At 68.9% G+C, this 25,243-nt stretch carries 21 protein-coding genes and 3 pseudogenes; 9 read left to right on the top strand and 15 right to left on the bottom strand.

Annotated features, from left to right (window positions below; translation table 11 throughout):
• Positions 1-26: 26 nt before the first annotated feature.
• The 3 genes from RM609_RS10160 to cseB form a co-directional block, all read right to left on the bottom strand.
• Positions 27-779 carry an ABC transporter ATP-binding protein gene (locus RM609_RS10160; protein ID WP_311610226.1) on the bottom strand — a complete coding sequence of 251 codons (753 nt, stop codon included), beginning with the start codon at positions 777-779 and terminating at the stop codon, positions 27-29.
• Between the two features lie 204 nt (positions 780-983).
• Positions 984-2,246, bottom strand: coding sequence for a sensor histidine kinase (locus tag RM609_RS10155; RefSeq protein ID WP_311609750.1), 1,263 nt, complete (start codon positions 2,244-2,246; stop codon positions 984-986).
• Positions 2,247-2,252: 6 nt separating this feature from the next.
• A complete protein-coding gene (gene cseB, locus RM609_RS10150) occupies positions 2,253-2,993 on the bottom strand; it encodes a two-component system response regulator CseB (RefSeq protein ID WP_311609749.1) in 741 nt (246 codons plus the stop codon).
• 621 nt (positions 2,994-3,614) lie between these two features.
• Here cseB and RM609_RS10145 point away from each other — a divergent pair.
• Entirely contained in the window at positions 3,615-3,758 is a 144-nt protein-coding gene (locus RM609_RS10145; RefSeq protein WP_311609748.1) for a hypothetical protein, read from the top strand.
• Between the two features lie 574 nt (positions 3,759-4,332).
• Here the strand turns inward: RM609_RS10145 and RM609_RS10140 are convergent.
• Complete coding sequence (locus RM609_RS10140; RefSeq protein WP_311609747.1) at positions 4,333-4,842, bottom strand: HD domain-containing protein; 510 nt, start codon at positions 4,840-4,842, stop codon at positions 4,333-4,335.
• Positions 4,843-5,244: 402 nt separating this feature from the next.
• Between RM609_RS10140 and RM609_RS10135 the strand changes: the two are divergent.
• The 3 pseudogenes from RM609_RS10135 to RM609_RS10125 all read left to right on the top strand — a co-directional run.
• A pseudogene (locus RM609_RS10135) lies at positions 5,245-5,514 on the top strand (IS630 family transposase); the annotation flags it as partial.
• A gap of 277 nt (positions 5,515-5,791) precedes the next feature.
• A pseudogene (locus RM609_RS10130) lies at positions 5,792-6,717 on the top strand (MDR family NADP-dependent oxidoreductase).
• Positions 6,718-6,752: 35 nt separating this feature from the next.
• A pseudogene (locus RM609_RS10125) lies at positions 6,753-6,932 on the top strand (MerR family transcriptional regulator); the annotation flags it as partial.
• A 286-nt stretch (positions 6,933-7,218) separates the two neighbouring features.
• On the opposite strand, the gene RM609_RS10120 reads toward RM609_RS10125, so the two are convergent.
• From RM609_RS10120 to RM609_RS10100, 5 genes are all read right to left on the bottom strand, one after another.
• A complete protein-coding gene (locus RM609_RS10120; protein ID WP_311609746.1) occupies positions 7,219-7,683 on the bottom strand; it encodes a hypothetical protein in 465 nt (154 codons plus the stop codon).
• A gap of 75 nt (positions 7,684-7,758) precedes the next feature.
• A complete protein-coding gene (locus RM609_RS10115; protein WP_311609745.1) occupies positions 7,759-8,037 on the bottom strand; it encodes a hypothetical protein in 279 nt (92 codons plus the stop codon).
• 518 nt (positions 8,038-8,555) lie between these two features.
• Positions 8,556-9,002 carry a hypothetical protein gene (locus RM609_RS10110; RefSeq protein ID WP_311609743.1) on the bottom strand — a complete coding sequence of 149 codons (447 nt, stop codon included), beginning with the start codon at positions 9,000-9,002 and terminating at the stop codon, positions 8,556-8,558.
• 162 nt (positions 9,003-9,164) lie between these two features.
• Positions 9,165-9,752 (bottom strand): APA family fibronectin-binding glycoprotein, encoded by a 588-nt coding sequence (locus tag RM609_RS10105; protein ID WP_311609741.1) that lies wholly within the window; start codon positions 9,750-9,752, stop codon positions 9,165-9,167.
• Positions 9,753-10,156: 404 nt separating this feature from the next.
• Entirely contained in the window at positions 10,157-13,663 is a 3,507-nt protein-coding gene (locus tag RM609_RS10100; RefSeq protein ID WP_311609739.1) for a ribosome-inactivating family protein, read from the bottom strand.
• A gap of 727 nt (positions 13,664-14,390) precedes the next feature.
• Between RM609_RS10100 and RM609_RS10095 the strand changes: the two genes are divergently transcribed.
• Positions 14,391-14,648, top strand: coding sequence for a hypothetical protein (locus tag RM609_RS10095; protein WP_311609738.1), 258 nt, complete (start codon positions 14,391-14,393; stop codon positions 14,646-14,648).
• A 105-nt stretch (positions 14,649-14,753) separates the two neighbouring features.
• Positions 14,754-15,581, top strand: a complete 828-nt coding sequence (locus RM609_RS10090; protein ID WP_311610224.1) for a glycosyltransferase family 2 protein — start codon at positions 14,754-14,756, stop codon at positions 15,579-15,581.
• A gap of 859 nt (positions 15,582-16,440) precedes the next feature.
• Here the strand turns inward: RM609_RS10090 and RM609_RS10085 are convergent.
• From RM609_RS10085 to RM609_RS10075, 3 genes are all read right to left on the bottom strand, one after another.
• Positions 16,441-17,019, bottom strand: a complete 579-nt coding sequence (locus tag RM609_RS10085) for a hypothetical protein (protein WP_311609737.1) — start codon at positions 17,017-17,019, stop codon at positions 16,441-16,443.
• 210 nt (positions 17,020-17,229) lie between these two features.
• Complete coding sequence (locus tag RM609_RS10080; protein WP_311609736.1) at positions 17,230-17,577, bottom strand: hypothetical protein; 348 nt, start codon at positions 17,575-17,577, stop codon at positions 17,230-17,232.
• Positions 17,574-18,971, bottom strand: a complete 1,398-nt coding sequence (locus tag RM609_RS10075) for a PrsW family glutamic-type intramembrane protease (RefSeq protein WP_311609733.1) — start codon at positions 18,969-18,971, stop codon at positions 17,574-17,576. Before RM609_RS10075 ends, RM609_RS10080 begins: the two co-directional genes overlap by 4 nt.
• A gap of 231 nt (positions 18,972-19,202) precedes the next feature.
• On the opposite strand from RM609_RS10075, the gene RM609_RS10070 reads away from it, so the two are divergent.
• On the top strand, positions 19,203-19,373 hold the full coding sequence (locus RM609_RS10070) for a hypothetical protein (RefSeq protein WP_311609732.1): 171 nt from the start codon (positions 19,203-19,205) through the stop codon (positions 19,371-19,373).
• 49 nt (positions 19,374-19,422) lie between these two features.
• Here the strand turns inward: RM609_RS10070 and RM609_RS10065 are convergent, their stop codons facing one another.
• The gene (locus tag RM609_RS10065; RefSeq protein WP_311609731.1) at positions 19,423-21,738 is read right to left on the bottom strand and encodes a hypothetical protein; all 2,316 of its coding nucleotides are present in this window, start codon (positions 21,736-21,738) and stop codon (positions 19,423-19,425) included.
• 83 nt (positions 21,739-21,821) lie between these two features.
• On the opposite strand from RM609_RS10065, the gene RM609_RS10060 reads away from it, so the two are divergent.
• Positions 21,822-22,205, top strand: a complete 384-nt coding sequence (locus RM609_RS10060) for an aromatic-ring hydroxylase C-terminal domain-containing protein (protein ID WP_311609729.1) — start codon at positions 21,822-21,824, stop codon at positions 22,203-22,205.
• 895 nt (positions 22,206-23,100) lie between these two features.
• Here the strand turns inward: RM609_RS10060 and RM609_RS10055 are convergent.
• Positions 23,101-23,763, bottom strand: a complete 663-nt coding sequence (locus RM609_RS10055) for a nitroreductase (protein WP_311609727.1) — start codon at positions 23,761-23,763, stop codon at positions 23,101-23,103.
• A gap of 72 nt (positions 23,764-23,835) precedes the next feature.
• Complete coding sequence (locus RM609_RS10050; RefSeq protein ID WP_311609725.1) at positions 23,836-24,564, bottom strand: SDR family oxidoreductase; 729 nt, start codon at positions 24,562-24,564, stop codon at positions 23,836-23,838.
• 278 nt (positions 24,565-24,842) lie between these two features.
• On the opposite strand from RM609_RS10050, the gene RM609_RS34470 reads away from it, so the two are divergent.
• A partial coding sequence (locus RM609_RS34470; RefSeq protein WP_369016233.1) for a transposase occupies positions 24,843-25,243 on the top strand: 401 nt, incomplete at its 3' end.

Raw genomic sequence — 25,243 nt, 5'->3', positions numbered from 1 at the left:
GGAGGGATGTGCGGCGTGGGCGGTGGTCAGCTGGTACGTGCGCGGTTGTCGAAAGCCTTCATGCGGTCCAGGACCCGGTCCGGGGTGGGACGTGTCATCTCGTCGACCAGGCGGCCGTCGGAGAGGAAGACCACGCGGTCGGCGTAGCCGGCGGCGACGGGGTCGTGGGTGACCATGACCACGGTCTGGCCCAGTTCGCGTACCGAGTCGCGCAGGAAGCCGAGGACCTCGGCCCCGGCACGGGAGTCGAGGTTGCCGGTGGGCTCGTCGCCGAAGATGATCGCGGGGCGGGAGGCCAGGGCGCGGGCCACCGCGACGCGCTGCTGCTGCCCGCCGGACAGCTGCGCGGGCCGGTGGCCGAGGCGCTGGGAGAGGCCGACCATGGAGACCACGCGGTCCAGCCACTGCCGGTCGGGACGGCGTCCGGCGATGGCGAGCGGCAGCGTGATGTTCTCCAGCGCGGTCAGCGTCGGCAGCAGGTTGAACGCCTGGAAGATGAAGCCGATCCGGTCGCGGCGCAACTCGGTGAGCTGCCGGTCGTTGAGCGTACTCAGCTCGGTGGTGCCGACGCGCACGGAGCCGGAGCTGGGCGCGTCGAGCCCGGCGGCGCAGTGCATCAGGGTGGACTTTCCGCAACCGGAAGGCCCCATGATCGCGGTGAACTCGCCCTCCCGGAAGGCGATGCTGACCCGGTCCAGGGCGACGACACGCGTCTCGCCGCTGCCGTAGACCTTCGACAGGTCGGTGGTCGCGGCCGCGATCCCGGTCGTCGGGTGCAGCGCGTGCGGGGCAAGGGGGTCGGCGGTCACAGGGAACTCCTCTTCGGGTGCGCAAAGGTGCACTCCGAAGGGTGGCCGGGGAACGTATCGGAACCTGGGCCGGTGTGTATCGGCGTCCGCGCCGCTTCGTAGCAGTTCTGTAAACGCAGTTCTGTAAGCGCAGTTCTGTATACGGTTCCGCGGGACGGCCGGACAGCCGGACGGTCAGTCCGGCAGGCGCAGGCTGGCGACGGCGCCGCCGTCCGGGGCGTTGTCCAGGCGTAGCTCGGCGCCGAGGAGCCGGGCCTGGCCCAGGGCGATGGTCAGGCCGAGACCGTGACCCGAGCCGCGCTCCGCCGCACCCGTGTGGAACCGGCGCGGGCCGTCGATCAGCAGGTCGGAGGGGAAGCCGGGGCCGTGATCGCGCACGACGACCGTACGGCCGTCGACGGTGACCCGCACCGGGGTGTCCCCGTGCCGGTGGGCGTTGACGACGAGGTTGCCGACGATCCGCTCCAGGCGGCGCGGGTCGGTTTCCACGGTCGTGGCATCCTCCGCGTGCTGCGCGCCGACGACGGTGATCTCGGCGTCGAAGCCGGTGCGCGCCACGGCCTCGGAGACGACGGCCCCGAGCGGGACCCGGGCACAGACCGGCTGCTCGGCGCCCGCGTCCAGCCGGGAGATCTCCAGCAGGTCCTCGACCAGGCCGCGCAGATCGCGCACCCGGGCCCGGAGCAGGTCCTCCGTCTCACCAGCGGGCAGCAGGTCGACGGCGGCGAGCAGACCGCCGACAGGGGTGCGCAGCTCGTGGGCGACGTCCGCGGTGAACTGGCGCTCGGTGCGCAGCCGCCGGCTGAGGCTGTCGGCCATGAGGTCGACGGTGGCGGCGATGTCGGCCACTTCGTCGCGGCCCTTGGTGGGCCCGGTCCGGGCGTCGAGGTCCCCGGCGGAGATCCGGCCCGCGGTTTCGGAGACCCGCCGTAGCCGGCGGCCGAGCATTCCGGCGCCGTAGACCGTCAGGGGTACGGCTGCCGCGAGCGCGACCAGCGAGGCCACCGCCATGCTCATGTCGAGGCGGCGCAGCTCGTAGAGATCCGTGCTCATGTTGGCCTGGACGGCCAGCACCGGGCTGTCCGGACCGCCGACGCGCTGAGCGGCCCAGACACTCGGCCCCACGTTTCCCTCGACGCGCCCGTCGTAGGCCGTGTGCCGGTCGCCGTCGGCCGGGTGCCGCAGCGCGGCGGGCAGGTCGGCCGGATCGAGCCGGGCACCGTCCGTCAGCGTTCCGGTGCGTCGATAGACGTCCATGGCCGAGTACACGCTGTTGAATGCCCGGGCTTCGGCCCGGGAGCGGATGTCGTGCGTGGTCCACACGTGCACCAGCACGCCCACCGCGACCGCGACCAGGCATGCTGTGGCCGCGGCCAGCGCGGCGATCTTCCAGCGCAGGGACGCGCGGGCCGGCCGAAGCCGGTGGAACGGGCGCACCCGGCCTCAGCGCCTGAGCTTGTAGCCGAAGCCGCGGACAGTCTCGATCCGCTCCCGGCCCAGCTTCCTGCGCAGCCGCTGCACACACAGGTCCACGACACGGCTGTCGCCGTCCCAGCCGTACTCCCAGACGTTGCGCAGCAGGGTGTGCCGCTCCAGCACGATGCCCGGGTGAGCGGCGAACTCCAGCAACAGCTTCAATTCGGTCGGGGTCAGCGCCACCGGGCTTCCGGAGACGAAGACCTCCATGCCGCCGGTGTCGATACTCAGGTCCCCGAAGACCAGCCGCTCGCCCACGGACGGCGGCGGCTCCTCGTCCGTGGCACGCTCGGGCCCTGCGGCGGGCGCGTAGGTCGCCCGCCGCAGCAGCGAACGGATGCGTGCCACGAGTACGTAGGTGTCCACGGGCTTGACCACATAGTCGTCTGCCCCGGCCTCCAGCCCGGCGACGACATCGAGCCCGTCGCCGCGAGCGGACATCATCAGAACCGGCACCAAGCTGGTCTCCCGGACCCTGCGGCACAGGCCGATCCCGTCCAGGCCGGGCAGCATCACGTCCAGAATCAGCAGGTCGAAGCTCTGCTCGCGAAAGACCTCCAGCCCCGAGAGCCCGTCGGCCGCGGCCTCCACCTGATAGCCGTAGCGCTCGAGGGCGACAGCGAAGGACCGGCGCATCAGATCGTCGTCCTCCACCAGCAACACGCGAACGGGGCGCGGAGAGGCCGGAGCCGGGGCGGGCGAGGACACGGGGATGACTCCTGTTCGGACGGGGGCGGACGGCCGGATAAGGCATCGGCCCCATGCGAGCTCACGCACAGCCGGCGACTTGAAAGGAACGATACGACAGCCACCGGACGCGGTGACCGCGTTGCGAGGCGGACACGCACCACCCTCCCAGGAGCCTCCTCCATCCGGGAACACGCAGGTTGGACGGGATGGCGCGGCTCGGGCGGCTGTCGGCCCGAGGGCCGTCCGGCTCTCCGCGGGCCTTCCGCGCCGCAGGCCGGCGCACAGGTTCGATGGAAAACCAAGCGCTCCCTGATACGCGCTGGATACAAAACCCGTCCCGGTGGGTACGGCGCACGGGGACGAGCAGGACGACTGGTTCGTGCCCTCCTGCCATGCACGCACCGGCCTGGGTTATCGATCAGTAGGACACACGGTGCTGGTGCCCTCAGGCTGACACCGCCCGCGACTCGGTCCACGGCGTCGTGACCGTCGAGGCGGACGACGGCGCGGTCGGGCTCTACCTTGCCCCGTCCGAGCGAGCGTACCGGGGCACCGGGCGAACTCCCCGTAACTGCCTGCCCGCCCACTGTGCCGCGCGGCATGATGCCCACGAACCACAGCGAGTACTGGAGGGGACGTGTGGGCGCTCTGAAGGTCCCGGAACACGACGACCTCGCCACCTTGCGCGACAGGCAGGACCAGAACGCCTGCGGGTGGGCCACCGACGCCTGCGGCATCGCCGTCTACGCGCACCGTGAAGTCTTCGACCGGGCGCTGGCCTGACCTTCCTGACGTGCGAGCCCAGTCGCTGGCCTGCGCGGCCGGGCGGTGGGGCGGCTGGGCGCCGGAGGGAGCCCGCTTGAAGACGCTGCGAGACGAAGTCCCGAAGCTCCACAGGAACATTCACCGCACGGTAAGCGGCCGCCATCGGCCTTCCAGCAGCAACGGCATCGGGAGGGTTCTTCGGGCCATAGGACCCCTTAGTGATCACTTACAGCCACCGGGGGAAGCCGGCAATGAAGATCAAGTGGGGGACCACGGCCGCTGTCATAGCCGTGGTCGTTCTCGTCGCAGGCTGCGGATCCAGAGACGAGAAGGGCGGCCTGCCGCAGGCAGCCGAGCTCGCCGCCGACGCCGGAGTGCGCTACAAGGAAGTCCGCGTCCCCGCGCTGGATGGCCTGACCTGCGACAAGGGCAACGGCGGCTTCCACTTCGGCGACGACCTGGACATGCTCCTCGCCGGCGACGGCGACCTCTTGAGGAGAGGACAGCCCCGCTCCTGCGGCCGGCGCCCGTCCCCGGCGGAGGGCCGGGAACGGGCGCCGGCACGCGCGTGCTGCCTGGCTCCGGCGCTGTATCAGCCGAAGTGCTCGCCGAGTTCCGTGAGCAGGGCTGGGTTGACGATGCGCACGATGGAATTGATGTCGGCCCGTGCCGCTGAGGGCCACAGGGCAGCGCGGGCTTGGCGGTACTTCACCGCGAGATGCTCCCGCTTTTCTGCGGGGAGTTGGGCCGCCCGGTCGGGGCGGGAGTTGTGCGCGTTGTCGGCGATCTTCACGAGGGTGGCCAGCGGGTCGGCGGTGATGCGCCGGATCTTGTCCCGGTACGGCGTGCCCGGCTGATTGGTCACGGTCTGGACGATGGCGACGACCCGCGCGGGGACGCCCGCGGCGATCAGCGCGCCGGCGGTCCAGTGGGTGTCCTCCAGGACGTCGTGCAGCAGGCCGGCCATGACGAGGTCGTCGCCGAACGGGGCGAGCCCTGCGGCCACGGCGCGCACGTGGGCGATGTAGGGGACGCCGATCTTGTCGGTCTGTCCGGCGTGTGCCTGCTCGGCCAGGAGATCGATATCAGGAACGGAGAGCATGTTCTTCATTCTGCAGGCCGGGCCGGTGTGGTGCGGGTGCGCCTTGTGCCAGTCGGCAGGGCCGGACGAGCCCGGCGCGGGCGGAGCGCACGATGGCCCTGCGGGCGCACCGATGGGAAGAGCAGGCGGAAGGGCAGGACATTGGGATTCCACCTCGAGGCAGGCGTGAACGGCTCAAGGAAACGAATCCCCGGGCATACGGGGCAGAGTGAGTGGGCCGTCGCGTCACGGCAACAGCAGCGTCGTCCCCGGGCGTGCGGGGGAGCGCCCACGGCACATGCGCGAAAGCGCCTATATCTGGGTGATCGGGATTTGATGCAACGTAAGCGGCCCTTGCAAGGGATCACTCCACGCCGAACCGGTACCACCGTCCCCCGTAGCCTTGGAGGGGGGATGGTGGGTAACAAGGTCGAGCTGTGTTTCACGCCGACGAACGCGTCTCGGGCTCACCCGATCGAGGCGCACTTCGGCCCGCTGCGGCAGTTCATCCTGGCCAACTCGAACCATCCCAACCACACCGTCCAGACTCGGGAGTTGCACCGCTACCTGCACTGGTGCAACCAGAACGCCCGCCACCCCGACGTCTTGGCCGCACAACGTCGCGAACTCGCCCGTATCCGCAGCGAGAAAGGCATCCGCTGGAGCGGGCGACCCATCGTCACTGTTGCCTGATCCTCCCGGTGTGGCGGCCGGTAGGAAGGCAGGCCACCGGCCACTGCCTGGACTCGCTGTGAACAGCCGGCACGGGCTCCATGGAACTGCGTCCTGGGCGGCCCTTGCACGGGAATCCGGATCGGCGGCCCGGTCGTATGCCCTGTCTGAGGACCAGGCCCGGGGAGGGACTTGATCTTGACGCATGCGTCAGGTTCTAACGTCGCCGGGATGCGTGCTTCAACCCCGTAGGGGTTCTCCTGCACGTGCCGTCCGTCGTTCCTGCCAAGGAGTCTCGATGACCATTCCCGTCCCCGCCACCCATCGGGAGGTGCGCCTGGCCGCACGCCCCCATGGCCGCCTCGGCACCGACCGCTTCCGCACCGTCGAGGTCCCGGTCCCCGAGGCAGGCCCCGGGCAGGTGCTCGTGCGTAACCGGCTGATGAGCGTGACCGCGGTGATGGATGCCTTGGTGCGGGGCGACACCAGTCTGCCCATGCCGCCCTACGGGCCGGGCGACGTCCTGGCAGGACCGGCCATCGGCGTAGTGATCGCGGCGACCGATACCGGACTGGAACCCGGCGATCTCATCGCCCACAACGGCGGCTGGCGCGAGTACGCACTCGTCGACGAAACCGATGCGCAGCGCATCCAGCCCGGGGCGCTGCCCGACGCGGCGGCCCATCTGTCCAGGGGCTCATCGCGTGGCTGGGCGTCGTCCGGGGAGCCGAAGTCCGGCCCGGGGACACGGTGTTCGTCACCGCTGCGGCAGGCGGTGTCGGCTCCCTGGCCGACCAGTTCGCCCGTCTGCGGGGCGCGGCGCGGGTGATCGGCAGCACCAGCACCCGGGGCAAGGGCCAATACCTGGTCGAGGAACTCGGCCACGACGCCGTCGTCACCCGGGATGCCGGCCCAGTCCAGGACCAGCTGCGTGCGGTGGCCCCCGACGGCATCGACGCAATCTTCGACAACGTCGGCGGGAACAGCTGCTGGCCGCGCTGGCCCTCGCCCGCCGCGGCGCCCGGGTCGGTCTCGTCGGCACGCTGTCCGCCCAGACGGTGGGCATTCTCAGTGCCCCGGTGGTTCGAGGAGTTCAGCCGCGGGCTGCGCAACGGCACCCTCACCTTCCCGCACACCCGGCTGCCGGGCATTGATCAAGCACCGCGGGCGTTGTGCGAGTTGCTCGAAGGACGCCATGCCGGAACGGTGCTGGTAGAGCTCTGAACCAAACCAAACCCGGGCCCAAGGAGGAGACAGCGATGCGGATCGGTGAGGCGGCGGTGGCCTCGGGCCTCACCCCGCGCGCACTGCGCTACTACGAACAGCGGGGACTGCTCACCGCGCGGCGTACGCCGTCGGGACATCGTGAGTACGGGCAGCACGACATCGAGCGGCTGCGCGCTGTCCGCGAGTTGCTGGACGCGGGCCTGACGATCAGCGATGTGCGGGCCTTCTCCCACGTCCTGGACAAGAAGCCCCTGCCCGAGGACGCGACCGCCACGACGGACGGAGAAGACGAGCCGGGACGCTGCCCGGTCGCCGATGTCACCCTCCAACGGGTGACCGAGCTCAACCAGCGCATCGAACGTCCCGGATGCGTGGACCACCCGGCAAACGTTCCCGGTCAAAGCACTGGCGGGCGGGTACTGACATCGGCACCGACGATCCCTGGAGGCGGACGGAGGACGACTGCGCCCGATGCCGCCCGTCTTCTCGCGCCTGCGCCTATGGGGGCGGCTCGACCTCCAGCCAGCGGTGCCGATGTGCTCCGCGGTACTCCAGTACCTCCCAGCCGAGGTCCTGAAGGGCTCGCGTGCAGTACTGGAGCTGCTCGTGCTGCTGGACGACGGCCTTACTGCCAGGCGGGCCGAACCATTCCACATGGACGACCCCGTCGACGAGGCTCACGCGGTAGCCGGTGGCGGCGCGTCGGCCGTCGGGGTCGAGGGCGGATGCGGGGATCCCGGCCGCCGCCAGGGCGAGGGCGACGGCGCGCAACGGCTGGCGGCGTTCCCATTCCGCCGGCACGGACACGGGTCGGCCGTCCGCAGGGTTCATCATCCTCCGGATCTGCCACAGCCCGTCCATGGCCCGGCGTACGGCGGCTGCCCGGTCCTCAGCGCTGAGGTCGGGGCCGGACGCGCTCTCGTCCCCGGTGGCCGCTCGAAAGCCTTCCGCGTTCTCGGTCATGCTGTGTACCCCCTCACGAACGTGAGATCTGGGACCGGGCGCGGCGTCCGGTCCCGCTGGGGTCCCATCGTGCCGTCAGGGTCGGACACTCCGCGGCCCGGTGTCGCCGCGCGCGGGGACGTTGAGCTCGGCGTCGGCGTCGCGGCCGGCGCCGGCGGCATGCGCTCCAAGCCAAAGGCGAACAAGCGGTCGACGCACGGTGGTGGCTGCCTGGTCGATCTCGCCGGAGCGAAGGAAGCTCTCCGCCTCGTACGCAAGGAACACGTTTCGGGTCTTTGAGCGGGCCTCCGGCAGCAGTCCGGTTCCCTGGCCGATGAGCCGGCGGGCCTGACGGTGGTGGCCGAGGTCGAGCATGCGCCGGCCGGTGTCGACCGCGATATCCGTTGCCGCGTGTCACGAGCACCAGGCGGGCGCCGGAGCGACGGAGGAGGCGCCCATGGTCGTGGCAGTGATCCCGAACGGATGCTCCGGCCGATCCCCTGGCCGTGCCGGCATGCCGGTTCAGGAGGATCAGAGCCTGGAGGACCTGCTGCTCGAGCCGCTGTTGACCCCGGCCCCCCGCTGCCACGTCCAGGACCCGCTGCTGATGGTCGAGCTGCACCGGACCGCGCTCGTCCAGGCTCCATACCACCGGCTGCCCGGCGCTGCGGACCTGCGTTCGCTCGTCAGCCAGGAGCAGGTCGCCGCCCCCGGTCTCCGTTTGTCCTCGCGTGGCACATCACATTGGCATCAAGGGTCCCGGCGGGGAGGCGCTTTGCGCGGCGTCAGCCTCACGGGCACGCGCGGAGGCCCTGGGAGAATCGTCCACGCGTCGGCTGTGCGGTACGACGGCCCCGTAGGGATCATCAGGGAGTCGGTTCCCCCTGGAGTCCTTACTTCACCTTAAACTCGCACATCTTGTCGGACTTGCCATCCTGGTTGTCTGCCACCTTCTTGCCGTCGACGGTGATGACGCAGGGCGCTGCGTGCAGCATGCCGTCGGAGCCGGTGACGGAGCCGGGGACGACGGACACCCCGAGGCCGACCTTCTTCTCGGCGTCCGTGGTCAAGGTGATGGTCGAGATCTTCTTCCAGGGCAGCTGGACCTGTTCCATTTTGTTGGTGTCGAGGTTGTAGTAGACCGACGTGGTGCCGGTGCCGAGGACTTCGAGGGTGACCTCGTGCTTGACCTCGTCGCTCCCGCTCTCAGGTTTCGCCTTCGCCTTCGGCTGCGCGGACGTAGCGGTCTTATCGGCGGGCGCCGGGCTGGCGTCGCTGCCGCATCCCGTCAGCACAGCCGTGGTCAGGACCAGAGCCGCACCCATGATGATCTTGCGCATGTTTCCCCCTGTGGATCGGTGAATGATCCTAATGCCGATCACGGTCATCACGCGTGCGGCATCCGGCCCGGCGGCATCGTGGGCGCCCTCAGGATGCTGGGTTGTACGTCACGGCCGCTGGCCAGGGTCGGCAAGGGAGTGCGGGGCGCGGCCCCTCACGAGTCATCGGACAGTGGTGCTGTGCAGCACCGCGTCGACCTCGTGGTCGGTCGTGGCACTGGGGGTGTCACCGTAGACGCCCATGACGAAGGAGGTGTGGTGGTTGTCGATGGTGACTACCGTCATCCTCAAGTGTGCGGTGCTGCCCTTGGGGTCGGTGATTTTGAGCGTGACAGCGTGTGCCGGCTGGTTGCCGACCTTCGCCGGGTGGGAGTCCTCGAGTGTCGTGGGCCGGTCGGGGAAGAAGAACTCGGCGTTCGAACGGGCCGCGCGCTCGGTCTGCTGCCGCAGGCCGGAGGCCGGGATCACCTGCCGGGACCGGCCGGCCATGACGGCGGCGCCGAGCGCGTCGTCTTCTGCTCCGGCGCCGGGCTTCCGGGCGATCTGCGAGGTGAAGGCGCTCAGCAGCCCGGAGTCTTTGGCCGCGTCGTGTTGCCAGCCCGCCGGTATCGCGTAGGACAGGCCCGCCGCGGTGTTGTTCACCCGGGGCCGGCCGGCCAGTGGTGAGTCGTCCCCATCGCGCGTCAGCCACCAGGTGAGTGTTCCGACGCCTGCCAGCAGCACGACCAGGGCCGTGAGGCCGGCGGCCACTATGGTGCCCTTCGCGCGCCGCGGCGGGGGCGGGCAGGGCATGTAGGCCGGGTGGGGCGGGTGAATCGGCTGTGCGGGGGGCGTCGGCGTCGTCCAGGCGTTCCAGGGTGGGTTCGGCGGCGGTGAGCTGTTAGGTGAGGAGCGTGATCTGCGCACGCAGGTGTCCGGCCGTCTCGTGTATCAGCTGCTGCCCGGCCATCTTGTCCAGGAGGTGCTTCATCGACGCTCCTGCTCGTCGGGGGTTCTGGTGATCAGGCGGCGGAACGCGGCACGGCCTCGGGTTCGGCGGCGGGTGCGGAGGCCCACCGGTCGTCCGAGGCCGTGCCGTCTTTCGTCTTCTTTGCTACGTCCGGTGCTGTGTCATGCCTGATACGGCATGGGCCGAGTCGTCTCGTGTGACGGCATCATTCTTGGTGTTGGGGGTTGGCGCCGCAGGTGTAGACCCCGCACCAGAACTGGACCTGGGCCGGGGCTGATTCCTCGACGGCTCCGTCGGGGTGGGTGTACTGGTAGACGACGTCGAAGTACCGGGATTTGGTGTCGAAGATAAATTTGTCGCGGGGGGCGTGCCAGAAGGAGTCCGGGTCGCTGTGGCCCTGGGAGGCAGGATAGGAGCGTTGGCGGGTGCTGTCGTCGTCGGGGTCCCGGTCGCGGGCCACCAGCTGGGTGCCCTCGGGAAGGCCGGCACCGTTGGTCCAGTAGATGGCGCCCGTCCCGCCGAGCCAGGCAGCGTTGCCGGTGACGATGGGGGCGGGGAGCCCGATCTTCTGGGTGGCCGTGGTGTAGTGGCCGTTGCTGAAGGCGTAGTAGCCCGCGGCGGTGCCGGGGAGCGGGATGAGGGCCTGGACCTGGTCGTGCCCGGTGCGGGCGGTGATCTCCGGCCATCCGTCGGCGATGCGGCGGGGCGCGAAGACCTCCTCGTCGCTCAGGTCGTCCTTCAAAGCGATGGTGCTGTACCAGGAGCCGGAGAAGACCTCGAACCGGCGGGGGTCGTGGGGGAGGGGCCGTACGGCGTCCACACGTGCGGTGCCGGACCGGTCGAACAGCGACCTCAGGGAGGGCCAGGCACTCAGGCTGCGCGGCCAGTCCTCCCCCACCAGGCGGTCGTCGAGGTTGTCGTCGAGGCGGACGCGGACGTACTGGTCACCGGAGAATACATACAGGTCCCGCTCGGTTCCGGGGACGGGCAGGGAGGCGGTCACACGGCCGGCCCTCGACTTCGCCAGGAGCGTCTCCAGGGTGGACCAGTTGCCCTTGACCGGGCGAGGTACGCCATGGCCCAGGCGGGTCAGGGTGAGCGTGCCGTCCTTGGCGCAGTTTTCCAGACGCACCTTCAGGTACTGCAGGCCGGAGAACACCCAGTACTCGCGGTCCGCTGCGGGTACGGGTATGACGGCATCCACCTGCCCGGATGCGTCCTTGGCGCCGAAGAGGCCGGCCAGGACGTCGTTGGTGTTCTGCGCGGGTGCGTCCCGCTCAGGGGTGGCGGCCTGCCAGCGGACGGCCGCGTCCGGAAGGCTGCCGTCCTTGACGGTCCGTATCGCGCCCTCGGACGGGGTGATCGCAAGCAGCAGGCCCGAGGCAGTATTGCGCAGGTGGCCCTTGCCGTCCGGCAGCCATCGCTGCTCGGGGGCGTTGTCGTGTGTGCAGCCCACCAGGACGGCCTCGGCCCCCTCCTGCTTGTCCGCGGCCAGGCACCACTGCCCGTTCAAGAGGGCGATCCGCCCGGTGGGCTGGAAGACGAAGTCCTGCTGGAGCGGATCGGTCGCCTTGGGAGCGTGAAGGACTTTGCGCCGGCCGATGTCCCCGGTCAGGTAGCGGAGCGTCTTGCCGTCATCGCTCTGGTTCTGGAGGTGGACAGGGGTGTTGACGGGCAGGAACCCGGGGTCGGTCAGGCCCAGGTTCTCCAGGAGATCCTCGATCTCATCCGCTGACAGCCCGGCGGGGGTGTTGGACTTCAGCTTCTCGACAACGTCGTGCTGCTCCCCTTCCATGTCCCTGATGCACTGGGCGTAGCGCCCGCTGCCGCCGTGGTTGCCGATGTCCGGTGCGCACCATGTGCTGGTCGCAAAGCTGTTCGCCTTGTCGATGAACTGCTGGTTGAAGTCCTGGCCGGTCTTCTCACCCCACGCGGCGTCAAGGCCCTTCTTGAGTGCCTTGGCCAACGCAGAGCGCACCTGCTTGGGGGTGTTGTCGGTCAGGTCGTCGACCTTGGCGTCGGCGTCGCGGAACTCCTCCGATATGGACCACGTCTGGCTACTGATGTCCACCACGGCGTCCGACTGGCTCACCGCCCCCAGGGCGTGGGTCAGGCCCTTGACCGCGGCCCGCTGCAACTCCGCCGCCTGCACCAGCCCGATCCCGGCAGCAACCGCCTGGGTACCGCCGTTCTTGGCCAGCCACCCCTGCTTGTCGTCCTGCAGGTAGCTGCTGAGCATCGCTTTCCACTGCACGTCCCGCTTGGCGGGCAGCCCCAGCATTTCCTTCTCGCTGGCCTCGATGTGGTCTGTCCATGTCTTGGTCAGGTGGTAGGCCAGGGCCAGCGCGAACGCCGGACCGCCGACGGCCGATTCGATACCGGCGACCTCCAGGCCCTCCACCAGCAGTGCGAGTCCGTCGACGCCGGCCCCGGCGAAGTCCTTGCCCTGGACATCCACCCCCACCTGCAGCAGGTTGCCCACCACCGGAAGCAACGCGGTGACCGCGGCGGCCTTGTCCAGATCACTCGACTCACCCGAGAACGCCGCGGCGACCCCGCCCGCCCACAGCGCGGCACCACCGGCGTGGGCGAGGCTCTCCCAGTTGAACCGGTCACCCCCCAGCCCGGCGCGCGTCTTGTCGTACGGCACGTAGAACGCTGACGGGTCCTTGACCACCGCGTCGAGATCCTTCACCAACCGGATCTCCGCCGCGTTCTCCACCCCGGCCAGCTTCAGCTCCGTCAGCCGCTCGGCATCGGCCCGCGCCTGCTTACGTACCTGCTTCCAGTCCACGGTCTCCAGACACGACGCCGTCCCCGACCCCTCACACAGCTCCTTGGCCTGCTCCCGTGCGCGGCCCGGCAGCTTCTCGGCCTCCTCAACCGCCTCACGACGCACCTCCGGCACTTGCTCTTCACAGGCACCGACGGAACGCTTGGCCCGCTTTCCGGGCTTCTTTATGCACGAGATGCGGCCGCCGGTGGCCTCCCCGCCGGACGGCCGCCAGCGAGCTCCGTCCTCCCCGAGGATCCTCTTGGCCCACTGCTGGTCCCTTGGCTTCTTATCGATGATGACGGTCACATCCTCGCCGGCCGCGAGTTTGGTGATGTCGTCCCACTTCTTGATGGTTTCGATGAATGGCTCCGGGACCTTCCACCCTCCCTTGGCCCAGTTCTTCGTGACTTCACGGGCGGCGCCGTCGAACCGGGCCATTTCCGGGCCCAGCAGAATCAGGTCCCCGAGCGGCTCCTTCGGGAATCCCCCCTTGTCCTTCAGGCGCTTCTCTGTATTGCCGAGAGTGGCGAGCGCTGTCTGGAACGACGTCTGCCCCATCGGGCGTCCTGCTTTGACGCCGAGAGCGTCATAGTTGGCGCCGAAGCCGAGGTCCTTGGGCAGCTTCTTGACAGCGGGCGGCACCTTCTCATCTTTGGAGAGTGTGAAGTGGTAGTACGTGTCGCCGGTTGCCCAGCCCACGAAGTAGAGGTCTGCACGCCTGAACCACAGGGAGAGTTCCTTGCCCCCCTCAAGCTTGAAGTCGACGGAGAAGTGGGTGTCCTGGGAGGACTTGAGGTATTCGGTGCGCAGCGTGTTGAGGAAATCTCCGTACTCCTTGTCGGTGAAGTCCTCCGCATCGAACGCCGCCGTGCTGTTCGCGCCGGCGGGAGCCGCGGTGCCACTGCGAGCGGCGACTCCGGTGCCGGCCGCACTCACATGTGCCTGTACCGCCTTTTCGAGGCCGGGTGGAGTTGCGGGCAGGGGAGCGGTCGGCGCCGCGGGGGCGATGCCCCCTAGGAGGCCGGCTGCGACGAGTGTGCCAACCAGAGCCACTCGCGTCGGTTTCTTGAAATCCGGTGTCATCTGCTTCTTTCGGGACTGTCACGTCAGCCGGCCGATGCTGCCCACCACCCAGAACAGGGAAGGCGGCGTCACCTGCGTGACAGGAATGTTCACTGCGGAATGCGAGACCGCGAGAAGGGCGGAAGAGCCGCTGGCGGGATCCAGGCACCGGCACGCGCCTGTGCATGAGACGCCAACGCACAGGTGCCGGCTGCATCGGCCGGCACCTGCACTGCACCCCTGGGCCCACCATAGCCAGATCAAGCTTAAGAAAAGCGACTTTAACAAAGAAGTGATTGTTTAGCAGACGACAAGGGCTCTGCTCTCAAAATGGAAAATTCGGAACCTGTCAACGTGATCGAGGCAGGTTGGCCGTTCCGTCGCCGTACCGGGATCGTTCGATCATCGGGGTGGCTCGGGCTTCTTACGGACGAAGCGGACGTCGAAGGGGGAGTGCACAGCCCGATCCCGGAGGGCCGGTGGGCGAGTGTCCCGCGGGGCGCTACTGCGGTGGCACAGCAGTCAGTTGTCCGGGACTTCGCCAGCGCCGTGATGACGAGCTCGAAGTCCAGAGGCGTGGGACTTCTGGAACGCGTAGAGCATGCCGACGCCGTTCAACGGCACGGTCTCCAAGGGGGAAATCGGCATCAACCCGGCCTACCCGCGTGCGGACTGTCGGGTCTGGGCCGCTGAGACCTGCCCCCGTGGACTGGTGCACCCCGTCGAGGAACTGGACATCCACCTCGTGCCGCGACTCGCTGAGCTCCGTATGACGGCCATGCGACGGGACGGCACCGGACAAGCCGCAGGCCATGAGCGCCGTCCGGCGGCGGCCTGGCGACCGGCCGTCGGCGTCTAGGCGACGCGGGAGTGAATGTGGTGTGTACCCTGCCGCGGCAGGACCCGGGAGAGGAAAACGACCGTGAGCACACCGCCCCCGACGATCGGCGCCGTCGTTCTGACCATGAACGACCGCAAGGAGGAATTCATCCGGGCCATGGACTCGCTCCTGGCCCAGCAAGGAGTCGACCTCGACGTCGTCGTCGTGGGCAACGGCATCGAACCCGAACACGTACCAACCGGCATCCGCACGGTGACGCTCCCGGAGAACGTGGGCATCCCCGAAGGCCGCAACGTCGGCGCCGCGAACGTCAAGGGCGACCTGCTGCTGTTCTTCGACAACGACGCCATCCTCCCCGAACCCGACAGCATCGCCCGCCTCGCCACCCGCCTGCAGCAGGACCCAGAGCTCGCGTACGTGCAGCCGCGCATCGCCGACCCGGACACCGGCATCACCCTGCGCCGCTGGGTACCCCGGCTCCGCGCCGACGCCACACGGCCGGGCACCGTAACCGTCATGGCCGAAGGCATCATGCTCATGCGCCGAGACGTCTTCGAGCCTGTCGGCGGGTGGCCAGGACACTTCTTCCTCTTCCACGAGGGCATCGACCTCGCCTGGCGCTGCTGGGACCACGGCTACACCGGCTACTACATGCCCGACGTGATCGTCCACCACCCTGCCACCAACCCCGCCCGGCACGCCACCTTCTACCGGATGAACGCCCGCAACCGTGTCTGGCTCGCCCGCCGCAACCTTCCCCGCGTCCTGGTCCCTGCCAACCTCGCCGTCTGGACCCTCCTGGCCCTCTGGCGGTTCCGCGACCCCAAGGTCCTGCGCACATCCCTTGCCGGCTTCCGCGAGGGAATGCGCACCGACTGCGGTCCCCGCGCACGCATGAGCTGGCACACCGTCGCCCGGCTCACCCTCGCAGGAAGACCACCCGTCTTCTGAAGAGCAGGCCAGACCGAGTCGCGCTCCGAAGACTGGTCAAAACTCCCGGTGCCGTGCGGACCGGCCGATGACCGGTCCGGGGCGTGACCTCGTGGCTGGGTGCCCGGTTGAACACCGGGTGTCTTGCACCAGGCACTGAGCGGATCGTCTACACGGATGCCACCGGTGGCGCGATGGAGGGGACGTAAGTTGACCAAGCACCCGCAGCTGCCTCGGGCCGCATGGCTCGCACGCCGCGCACGGATCCTTGGCTGCGCCGCCTCCTGGTCCCCGACGTCGACCACCGCATCATGCTGCTCCACACCTCCTGGACGGATGAGTGGCAGCTGCCCGGCGGCGGACGACTGGCGCATGATTACCGCCGAGGAGTGGGCGCCGCTGTTGTAGCCGGAGCAGGCCCGGGTCCTGACCGTCGCCACGAAGGTCCTGCGCGGCGGCCGGTGCGCATACCTTCGTGAGGCCGGTCACCTGGCCGACGTGCGGTAGCCGGTCCGACTGAGAAAGGCTCAGGTCGGCCAGGTGAGCCCGAGCCGGCACCGGCCGCCCAGAAGCGCCGCAGGACGCCGCGCAGCCTGCTCCGCCGTTCCTGGCGTTCTGCCGGCACCGGGGCGGGCGGCATGCACGGCGGGCGCGGGGGAGGAGGGAGAATGGGGGGAGGCGGAGCCTGAGCCCGGGCTGTCTCGCCGTGCTCGCCGCCGCCCCGGCGCTGGCTGAATCCTCCTCGCGGCCGCTGCGGCCCGGCGCACCGCCCTGGCCCACCGCCTCCCCGTCCGCTACGCCGCCTCGGGCCTGGCCCGTAACGATGTGGCGGGCGGATCATCGCCGTGCACGCGCCGGTCGCGGAGCCACAGGGGCCCGGTTATTGCGCCGGGCTGTCGCCGTCGGGGTGCTGTGTCGTGGCGGTGGGTTCCTCTCCTGCCGGGTCGGCGGGCGATCGCATCGTGCCCCCGGTGCAGAAGACGCAGCCTCCCCAGTGCGGCAGGGCGTCCAGGACCCGGTGGCGGACGCACGAGGCCGTGACGGCCATGTCCGGGCCGGGGAAGACCTCCTTGTCGGCGGGGTGTGGTGGTGGGGTGAAGGCATCGACCATGGCCCGGTACTGCTGGAGGTAGCCGGGTGCGTACGGCGGCTCGTAGCTCAGCTCGTCCCAGCGGTGCCGTTCCAGCGCGAGGTCGATCACTCGCAGCACGAAGTCCTGGGCTCGTGCCTGGTCGGCCGGGGTGCTGCCCCAGTCGATGTCTTCCAGGCCGAATCCGACGACCCCGCGTCCCATGACGGTCTGGTCCTGCAGGGCCAGGAGCGCGGCGAACCGGAAGTCCCACGGCCGGCGGGCGAGGTCCGAGACGGCCAGCCACAGCACGTCGAGGAAGGCGGCTGTCCCGCCGTTGGACAGGTACAGGTCGTCACCTGTGCCGCCGCTGCCGAAGACGTTGCCCATCGCGCCAGCTTAGGCACCTCCCCTGAACCGACCGCAGCCGGGCACACCACGGGCCCCGGGGGATCAGTCATCGTCCCCGGGGCTCGCCGTGCCGTATTCAGTGACGCCGCGGCCGCAGCGTCACGCGGGAGCCAGTTACGGCACTCACCGAGGCGCTGCGAACCAACCTGCGGGTGATGATCGAAGAATTCGGCAGGCCCGGATTGGGGCCTAGGGATCCTTCCGGGGGGCCGAGGGCGCCGCTTCGGCGGATGTCGCCTCGGCGGTTGCCGCGTGGCTGAACGTTGCGTCGACGAGTGCCAGGTCGGCGTCCGTCGTGGCCCGCGACCGGGACAGCGCGAGGGCGACCCACAGCGCGGCGGCGAGGACGAGCACGGCCCACACGACCCCGGAGGCGGTGTCCGCGACCTGCTCGGGGCAGCTTCCGCCCGGGAAGGTGCGGCTTCCCCGGTAGTTGGGTTCCGAGCACTGCGCCGACGCGGCCGCGGGCGTGCCGAGGACGAGCAGTGGGACGGCGACGGCGAGGGCGGACAGCCGTGCTGTTCGAGAGGGCATCATGACAGTGCCTCCTGCGCCGTGGGGAAGGCGGGATGGACGGCGGGTACGGGAAGGCCCTTCAACTCCAGGACGCGTGCGCGCAGCGGACGCACGTCGGGGACGGGGATGTCGGCGCCGGAACGTGTGCCGTGCCACCGCTGGGTGGCCATGTCGAGTTGCGCTTGGTGCAGCCGCATCAGGTGACGGACGCCGGCCGTGCCGTCGCGGCGCCACACGCGCAGCTCGAGGAGGAGGCGACGGCGCGGGTCGAGCAGCAGCTCGGCCTCGGGTGCGGTGACCGCGCCGGTGCCGGCCTCCGCCTCCGCGTGCAGGGCGCGGCGGAGCCCGGCGGCCTGCGCTGTCAGGCCGCGCCGCAGGATCAGTACGTACAGGACGACGAAGACCCCTGATGTGACGGTGGTGATGAGCGGCACGCCGAGGAGCAGGCCGAGTGTCTGGTCGTGGGAGAAGAGGTCCTCCTTCCACTTGCCGAGCTGCGGCATCACCGCATCGGTGGCGAAGTGCCCGCCGATCGCGGCCAGCAGGCCGCCCCCGACTACCAGTACCCGGTCCCGGAGCTCCGGCAGCCGATGCGCCGCCCCGAATCCGGCGCCGACGAGCGCGGTGAACGCCACGTGCACCGTCATCAGTCCGACCACCTGCCGCATCCAGAACTGTGCGGACTGCTGCCCGGGCTCGATCGTGGCCATGTAGTGCACTGTCTCGGTGAGGTTGAAGCCGAGCCCCACGGCCGCGCCGATGAGCACGCCGGAGACCACCCTGTCGAAGTGCCGCCGGAAGAGGAAGAAGAGGACGGCGACCCCGGCCGCCTTGCCGATCTCCGAGACGATCCCGGCGTTGAGGGCGATCATGGTGTAGATCGTGCGGACGTTGTCACGGGGGTGTTCCCAGTCGAACAGGTAGCCGGGCGCGTACCGGTAGAACCAGGTGATCATCACGGTCCCGAACCCGCCGCCGATCAGCGCTCCCCAGCCGAATCCCGCCAGCAGCAGCTGTCCGGGCATTCGGTGGAAGAGTTGTGCCCGGTGCACGCACAGCAGGGCGGCGGCCGTGGTGGGCAGGCAGACCAGCAGCGTGAGCGGGTTGCTGCCGAGGATGTCGAGCGGCATGACGACGAAGGGCAACAGGAGGGCACCCAGCAGACCGAGTCGGCAGGCGCGGACGAGCGCGTCCCGGCGCTGTCGCAGGGCCAGGAGCAGCAGCCCGAGCAGGGCGGAGAGGCCCCAGCCGACGTAGACGAGGATGCGCGTCAGGGTGAAGGCCTCCGGCTCGGGCAGCAGGAAGAACCGCATCCAGGGCAGGGGTGAGGGGATCTCGGGCTCCGCCCAGAAAAGGACCTGCCCGATGCCGAAGGCCGCCGACAGGGCGACCGCCACGGCGATGGTGGCGGGCATGCCCTGCCGAGGGGTCCGGGGTCCCGGGGGTGGGGCGAAGGGTGGAGGCGGCGGCATTGTCACGGGGTACCTCCGGGCTGCGGAAGCTCCGGCATGGCAGTTGGGTGGCGCGGCTTGGGCGCGGGCGGCAGGGGCGGCATGGACGGTATGCGGGTGGGCCAGGCGGTGGGGAAGCTGGTCGGAAAACGGGTCGGGAAGTTGGTGGGGAGACTCGTGGGAAGGTCGGTCGGCATGTCGGTCGGCATGTCCGTGGGCATGCTTGTCGGCATGCCCGGTATCGACGGCATGGTCGGCATCTTCTCCGGCAGCGGGATGACCGGATCGGTGGTGAACCCGACGAGCGCCGCGACCAGGGCGGCGACAGCACCGATAGCGCCGGCCGCGGTCATCATCCGTGCGTAGGGCCGGGGCCCGTCCTCCCGGCCCTCTTCTGGTGGTTGCGCGGGTGACGTCATGACGGTCTCCGGAAGTCGTGTCGGGATGGGCGACGGGGCACGGCCGCGCGCCGCAGCGGGCTGGCGGTGACGGAGGCACTGAGCCGACGGCGTCGCCACCACAGCAGGGCGGCGACCGGGAGGAGCAGGGCGGGCAGAAGGCGCACCGCCCAGTCGCTCGCGGACAGACGCTCCTGGGGCGGGCCGACCCCGGACGCCTGGAGCGGGGTGGGCGAACCGAGCCATACGGTGTTGTCGCCGTCGGCCGTGGAGGGTTTGGTCAGCGACTTGTCGATGCTCTGGGAAAGGCCGGCGTGCTCCTTCCGGAAGCGGTCGGTCGAGACCTTGTTGAACGGGATCCGCTTGAGGTCGACGCCACCGTAGACATAGGTGCGTGCGTAGATGGTGTTGCCTTCTGTGGTCTTGTGGGTGACGTTGAACTCGCCCTTGGTGTAGGACTCGACGAACTTGTCGAAGGTGTCGGTGGGCTTCCAGTCGGTCGTCGTCCTCCAGCTCTCGATGTCGCCCTTGCCGATGAGATCGCCGTAGGTGGTGTGCTTGGTCCGGCTCAGCTCGCGGTACCACTCGGCGGCGACCCGGGCGAGATACACGCGACGGATTTCCGCGTACTCGGGCGCGGTGTTGACCGCGTGCTTGAGCTTGGGCAGGATCAGGCTGCGAAACAGTTGTTCGTTCCGCTCCCCGGAAGCCTTGTCCTCCTGCGCGCACGACGCGGTGGCGCCCTTGCCGCGCTGGGCGAGGTACTGCCCCTCCATCCGGACGGCGAGGGGAGCGTCGACAATGTAGAGCTTGTCACCGTCCTGCCGCACCGTGGCGGGCTCGGGCAGGATCCATACGCGCTGCGACATGCAGCTCCCGGTGACGCCGTCCCAGAACTTCCGGCCGGTCTCGGTGTCGGGGTGGATGAGTTTCCCGACGGTTTTCTTCATCTGCAGATCCGCTTCGAGCATGATGCGCCCGGCATCGGTCCGGGCGAGTTTGCTGTCGACGATGCGGTGGGGTTCGTTGGGATTGAGATTGACCCAGAAAGCGGAGGGGTTGAGGGCGAGCCAGACGAAGAAGGCGTCGGAGGTTTGGTCGGCCGCGGTCACGCCGGTGGCGGGGCGCGAGTCCCCTTTCAGGGGATCCCTCTTGGCGTTGAACGAGTACTGCAGGCCGCTGCCGTCACCGGGGTCGGAGAGGTAGCGCAGCTGAAGGCTGGAGAAGTCGATGCCGCCGGGCGCGGTGCCGGGCATCGTCAGTGCCTGGCTCAGGCCCGTGGCGGACTTGGGATTCGTGGAGGCCCGCGCCTCGTCACACGGGCCCACGCGGGCTGCGGTCAGGCGCATGAATCCTTGCGCGGGGACGCCGGGGGCCTGGGACTTCTGCGGTTTGGATTTCATGTGGTCGCATGCGCCGCTGGAAGCTTTCAGGACGGAGGAGATGTCCACGTTGACCTTGTTCACGGAGCTCAGGACGTGCTGCCGCCCCTCCGGGAGGAACTTGCCCAGCAGGCCCTTGGCATCTCCGTTACGTTCCTTTACGCGTCCGTCAAATTCCTTCCGCAGCTGCGTGATGCGTCTTTCGACCTCTCTGTCCTTGCCTGCCCATACCTCCCTGATGCTGTTGATTCCATCGGTGAGAAACTTGTACTCCTCCACACTGATGTCGTAGGAGGCAGCGAAGTAAGTCGGCAGGTCGGGCGGGTAGAACAGTGCGCACTTGTGCTTGTAGCACTGTTGGCGTTCGGACGCCCCTGCGAGCCTGGAGTTCGTATCGATCTCGAGATTGTCCAGAACACCCTGGATGACGGCCTCGGAGTGAACGCCGGCCTCGCTGCGCGTCGACGGGACGTTGAGGGCACTCAACGCCACCACTCCTGGCACGCCGTCGTTCTTCAGCGACGCCAGGTCCTTGCCTCTCAGAAAGGGCCCGACAGATCCGAGATCGACGATCGTGCCCAGCCAGACCCTTTCCTTGGAGGGCTTGATCTCGTGGTTGAGCAGGACGTCCAGTTGCGCCTTGGTCAGCTTCCGCGGATCGATCAGGTCGGAAGCACCGTTTCTGGCCTCACTGAAAGCTTGGTGGGCCTTCGTCTCGGGCAGAACGCGGCTCAACGCCATGCGCAGTTCGGTGACGGGCAGCAGTATCGGACTGATGAGTGGGTTCTTGAACTTGAACTTGTCCGAATGGGAGAGGTCGACCCCTTCCGCGGCCCCCGGCGGTCTGGGGTCGTCGGCCATGCTCGCCGGCGCCGCCCCCAGCGAAACCCCGAGCGCCAGACCGAGCGCCACCAGGCCCCGCAGCCAGGCACGGCCCTTCCTTAACGCCATCTCGCCCCCTTAGATGTGGTGACCAGTGATGGTCGTGTGGGAAAGATCCCGGCCGCCGGGATCCGGGCCGTCGTCAGTTGGACGTGACCTACCGGACGGCCGGCGGCCGGATCGTGGCGGGCCACCGTGCGCCGGACGCCGACGCCGACGCCGACGACAGGATGGTCCGGCTTTTCGACCTCTTCTGCGGCCCCCACGCCACCTACCTGATGTTCGGCTCCCCTGCCCCGAACGCACCCCACACCTACGCGGTCCCGCGCCCCGGTCGGTCCGCACCGGGCCCCTGCGTCGTCGACGCGCACGGCCACGCCCGCACCGTGTACGACGCGTCGGCCGGTACCACCGTCCTCGTCCGCCCCGACGGCTGCATCGGTTGGTGGGGCGGCATCGGAGACGGGTTCGGGCAGCAGTTCAGTCACACCAGACTCCACTCGCCTGGGCAGCGCGCGGCAGACCCCCGCACGTAGCCGCGTACACGTCAACTGAACGCTACGAAGGATCATTGAAATCGCCGTGAAATCGTGAAAGCCACCGCTCCAACCAGTGGCGACTCGGTTTTGGGTTGATCAGGGCTATGGTGCGGAGTGTGGGCCGGGGACGGTCCTGGGGCTTGCGGTTCGCCCGGGCGGATGTGCACGGTGCCTCGAGGGTGTGATGCCCGGTCCTCTTTCACGACCTTTCTCGTGCCGAGCGGCCCGTCATCAGCCGGTCGCTGCCCGGGCAGCGCGCCGAATGGACCCGCGATGCCGCGCACCGTCGTACCTGCGAAGAACTGCTGGGGGCCTCCACCGGCGAATTGCTGCGCAGCCCCAAGGGGCTGCCCGCCCTGGACCCCGACATCTCTGCCAACCAGCAGCGGTTCCAGGCTCTGCCGGCCACCTGCCTGATTGAACGGCCACGGGCGGTCGCCCCCCTTCGGACACCCCACGCGTTGCTCCGCGATGGCCAGCATCTGCCTCTGCCTGAACTGGATCGTGGCGCGCTCTGACCGTCTCGACGTTCACACCAACACCGCCTGCCGGGTCGCCTCCCGCATGATGCCCCTGCTCCACCAGGGCAGCTGTATCTCCGGCATTCCGGGCTTGCGCTTGACCGGGGTGGGAAACCGGCGGCTGCGGCTGCAGCACCTGCCCACCGGTGCCGGGATCGACCTCGTCGACTCCCGCGGCCAAAGGCGTCGCGACTTCAGTTGCGTCCTGACCTCGGAGACGCGGTGGCACAACGAGCCCGATACCGAACCTCTGTGGAGGCAGCCGTCCTTCTGTCGTCGGCGATCCGGGTCCCGGCAGCGTGCGGCGAAGCTCTTCCATTCCGGCCGCCTGGCCGGCCGTGATCGTCACGCAGTCGCGGATCTGCCTGGATCTATCCCTCGACGAACGTGACGGTCCGGTCGAGTGGCGCCCGGCCCGTACGGACGTAGCCCACCGTGTGGTCCTCGAAGCCGATCGACATGCCGCAGAAGAGGATGAGCTCGTCCGGGGGTGACAGGATCTCCGCGACAGTCCTGCGGTACACCGACCACGCCATCTGAGGGCAACTGTGCAGCCCCTCGGCGCGCAGCAGCATGACCGTCTGCAGATACATGCCGACGTCGGACCACTGAGGCCGGCCCATGTCGCGGTCGATGTAGCAGAACAGGGCGGCGGGCGCACCGAAACAGTCCCAGTTCGCCGCAGCGGCCCGCTGGCGCGCCTCCCAGTCCTCACGCTCGATACCGAGTGCGCTGTAGCGCTCATGGCCGAAGGCGGATCGGCGTTCGTGATACGGAGACTTCAGTGCGGGCGGGTACATCTCGTACTCCCGCTCGTCCCAGGAGTCGCATGAGGCCACCCGCTCGCCGGCGCGCTTCTTGAGCTCGGCCAGCGGCCCACCGGTCACCACGTAGGAGCGCCACGGCTGGAGGTTCGATCCGGACGGCGCCCAGGCCGCAGCCGACAGCACCCGCTCCAGCACCCGTCGCGGGACGGGCCGGTCGGTGAACCCGCGCACCGCCCGTCGGCTCGTGACCGCCTCATAGACGTCCACGATCATCTGCCTCCCTCGATCATCTACCGCTCTCAACTGCTCCATGGACACACAGGAGACGGGGGCGGGATGTCAGGAGAGCCAGTCGGCGTAGTGGGTGGGGGCGAGGCGGGCGTTCTTGTCGGTGAGGACGTCGCCCTTGACGGCGGCGAACATGCCGGCGGTGGGGTCGGTGACGACGGTACGATTGTCGCCCTTGTGGGACAGGGTGATCCGGCCCAGTTCGTCCAGGGGGAAGACCTCGGGGCCTGCGATGTTGCGGATGCCGTTCAGCGGAGCCCCGGTGGCGACCTCCGCCACCGCGTCGGCCACGTCCTTGGAAGCGATGGGCTGGATGGGCGTGGCGGGCAGCCGGACGGTGTCGGCGTCGGCGGTCCAGGACAGGACCGCGTCCATGAAGTCCATGAACTGTGTGGCCCGCACGATCGAGTAGGGGATCGTCCCGGCCGTGAGGATCTTCTCTTGAAGCGCCTTGGCGCGGTAGTAGTCCAGCTCCGGCACCTGGTCCACGCCGACGATCGAGAGGATGACGAAGTGGCCGACGCCGCCCTTCTGGGCCGCGGCCAGCAGGTTGTCCATCGAGGTCCGGAAGAAGGCGAGCGAGGCTTCGTCGAAGGTCGGGGAATTCGTCACATTGACGACGACGTCGGCTCCCGCCACCGCCTCGTCCACTCCTTGGCCGCTGATGATGTCGACTCCGGTGGACTTCGAGTGCGGTACCGCCTCATGTCCGGCGGCGTTCAGGTTCGTGACGACCTGCGACCCGATCAGTCCGGTACCGCCGATGACTGCGATCTTCATAACGTGCCTTTCAGTAGGATTACTACGCAATATGGCACATACAACGCTATGTGGGCGGGGGCGCAAGCGGGGAATCCTGTGCACGCGGACCGGGTGCGAGGGCTACCCGCCTGGTGGCGTTGCTGGGTCGGGTGGTGCTTGTGTCGGTACTGTGGGGTTTTGTTGTTTTTGTGGTTGTAGTGGGTGTTGCTGTTTTCGTCGGTGGGGGGGTGGTTGTTGGTGTTGGTGGGGTGTGGTTTTTCGGGTCTGTCGGGGCCTTGGTGCAGTAGTTGGCGGGTGTGGTAGGTCTGGTGGACGGTGGCTCTGGCCTTGGGTTGGTTCGCGCGTTCGGTTGGTGGCCGGTTGGTAGTCGGTTGGTGGTCTGTGTGTATTTGGCCAGTTCTCTGGTTGCGGGATGGGTTCCTTCGGTGGCCGCTGTGTGGGCGTCGACTGTCCTGTCGTCGTTGTCTCAGGGGTTCAGGTCCTGCTGGCGGGGCTCGGGCCAGGTCGGGGCGGGGTCTAGGGTCCGTCTTCAAAAGATCCTTTGCGTGTTGGATCATGGTGTCGTGATAAGTCGCCACGAACTATCGGACGCGGAGTGGGAGTTGTTGGCCCCGCTCATACCGAGTGCGGTCAGGGGTCGGCCTCGGGTGGAGGATCGCCGGGTCATCAACGGGATGGTCTACAAGATCCGGACCGG

Source organism: Streptomyces hesseae, from assembly GCF_031845785.1.
Classification (GTDB): Bacteria; Actinomycetota; Actinomycetes; order Streptomycetales; family Streptomycetaceae; genus Streptomyces; species Streptomyces hesseae.
Note: the sequence above shows the minus strand (reverse complement) of the source record. Positions and strands in the feature narration are given on the sequence as shown.